Raw genomic sequence first — 1,598 nt, forward strand, 5'->3', positions numbered from 1 at the left:
CTCTTAGGGCAAAGATCCGCACATGTGGATGGAAGGGACAAGAAAAATCAAGTTTGAACTCTTGTCCTCGTTCCTTAGATATCCATTTCTATTTTACAAGGAATAACCTGTTACCTTGTTCTTCTATACGATATTCACGAAGCTTGTTAAGTACATCGACTCCACCAGCTGAAACTGCCATCATGACACACGTTGCAGCTGTAGTTGGCCCAAGTATAGCGGCAGCAGCTGTTGCAGAAATAGCTGAAATAGCTATTTTTTTAGCATCTGTATCCTCTTTCGCAACCATATATGTAGTCGTTGCGGCAGCGATGGCAAGACACCCCAAACACACCGTCCATGCGATTTTTCTAGTCCCTTTGATCTTTATAAAAAAATCTTTAATTCCACATTCTACTTCTATATAGTCTACATTATTTTGGATTGCTTGTACAAGTTCCTTTTCATTTTTTACAACGCGACCCATGATATCCTCCGTTTTTTCATAAATAGCCCACAACGCCAATACTATAGCATACATTTCATTATATTCATCATAATTGATATATTAAGATTCGTAAAATAACAACAAAAATTATTATAATAGTGAAAACACCTATTTTATAGATCGTCTGTGGCCTCAATCAATACAACAGGGCACGAGTACATGCCCAAGCAGAGATCAGCAGATACACGACCAGCAATATCAGTTGCGCTTTCCAAAACCTCACGAATCCTCTGAAGAAATTCCCTTGACCAAGTATAAGGATGATACCGAGGACAAGGATAACTGTTCCAAGTGTGAGCGGCATACTCTTCCCTCCCCGCATGCTTTCTCAGATTATCCCTGCTTATTCCATAAAGTGGAATTTTATCTGTAGAAAGCTGCACGGCGAGGAGCACACATAGGGAAAAGCTGGGGACTTCGACACAGAAGGTCTATTCTCAAGGCCTCACTGTTTTAGCTGGATATACGGCCCGCCCTTATCTTCCCCTGGATCGTCCGGCATTTTCAAATGGATGATTTCTCCAGCCGGTACAGGGTCAGGCCGTGCGGCAGGGGCGTCTCTTCACTGACGGTATAGCCCAGCCACAGCAGGGGCCGCAGATCCGCGGCATCCCGTGCCGGGAACAGCAGTTCGCGCCGGGTCTCGGGCAGCAGGCTTTCCATCTGCAACAGCAGCATGGTCTCCACATACTGTCCCTGCCATTGCGGATGCACCAGCAGCTGGGCCAAATGCTGCCTGCCGTCCACTTCTCGCCCGCCTACGGCACCCACCATGGTGTCGTCTTCCATCAGGGCCCGCAGCACCACGCCGTGAGCAAAAAAATCCTCCAGCGAATCTCCGGCCGTCTCGGGCAAAGGCTGCCCTTCCGGCAGCAGACGCGCCCGCACTATTTCCTGCAACTGTACAAGAGCAGCCAGATCTTCCCAGCCGGCCTTTTCAAGACGGATCATGCATAGCCTCCTTTTCGGAATCAGCCTAGCAAGGGAATGGGACTGCCGCAAGCAGCCGGATCTGCAACAGGCATCACTATGCTGCCCGATCCCCCGGCCACCAATTGCAGTCAGTACGCCGCAGCAGCCACAGGCATAAAATATTTTGGCTCTTGACTAG

Annotated in this window: 2 protein-coding genes; both read right to left on the reverse strand. The window is 48.5% G+C overall.

Features of this window, described 5'->3' with window-relative positions:
- Positions 1-88: 88 nt before the first annotated feature.
- Positions 89-466: a hypothetical protein gene (locus tag ACQRCJ_RS12395; protein WP_427799935.1), complete on the reverse strand. Its 378-nt coding sequence runs from the start codon at positions 464-466 to the stop codon at positions 89-91.
- Between the two features lie 525 nt (positions 467-991).
- Positions 992-1,438, reverse strand: coding sequence for a hypothetical protein (locus tag ACQRCJ_RS12400; RefSeq protein WP_427799936.1), 447 nt, complete (start codon positions 1,436-1,438; stop codon positions 992-994).
- Positions 1,439-1,598 lie beyond the last annotated feature (160 nt).

The organism is Desulfovibrio sp. SGI.102 (assembly GCF_050314315.1).
GTDB lineage: Bacteria > Desulfobacterota > Desulfovibrionia > Desulfovibrionales > Desulfovibrionaceae > Desulfovibrio.